This is a genomic window from Bartonella sp. AD328YNZD (assembly GCF_042196425.1).
In genome coordinates, this window is sequence record NZ_JBHIQG010000681.1 from 1 (window position 1) to 804 (window position 804).

At 35.0% G+C, this 804-nt stretch carries 1 protein-coding gene; it reads left to right on the plus strand.

The genetic code is table 11. The features are described from left to right. The coding region (locus ACFIO3_RS14435) for a DNA-3-methyladenine glycosylase I (protein ID WP_375696163.1) at positions 1-591 on the plus strand (591 nt) is incomplete at its 5' end. Positions 592-804 lie beyond the last annotated feature (213 nt).

Genomic DNA, 804 nt, shown 5'->3' on the forward strand with positions numbered 1-804 from the left:
ATGCTTGCGGAAGGTCTTCTTAAGGGAGTGGATGGAAAAATTCGTTGCGCATGGGCCGGAACTGATCCACTTTATTGTGCTTATCATGATAATGAATGGGGAAAGCCTGTTGTAGAGGATATTTGTTTGTTTGAAAAAATTTGTCTTGAAGGTTTTCAAGCTGGACTTTCTTGGTTGACAATTTTAAAAAAACGCTCTTCTTTTCGCATTGCATTTGATCATTTTGACTTTGAAAAAATTGCTCATTATGATGAGTTAAAGGTGCAAATGTTGATGCAGAACAAAGATATTGTTCGCCATCAAGGAAAAATTCGATCAGTACTTAATAATGCACTTAGAGCACAAGAAATTATAACAGAGTGGGGGAGCTTGACCCACTATTTTTGGTCTTTTCAGCCACCACAATCAGAATATTATGAAAAGATAGACTTTCAAACACTGTCGGCTCATCCCATAACACCTGCTTCTCTTCGTCTTTCTCAAGATTTAAAGAAACGTGGTTGGACATTTATTGGTCCAACGATTTGTTATGCTTTTATGCAGTCCGTAGGGATTGTCAATGATCATCTTGAAGGATGTTTTTGTCGATAAATTGGTAAAGTCGCGTTCGTGAAAGCAATGATCAATAGGCTAATAATTGAATTATTTAATAAATGTACAGATTATGCACTCCACTGTATAAGATAATTGAAATATACAAACTTATACAAGATTGATGATTTTTTACGGTTGTTGGCAATCAAAACGACAAAGCGATAATTTTGAAGATGAAAAAACAGATGCAAAAAGAAGTGATATCTAATT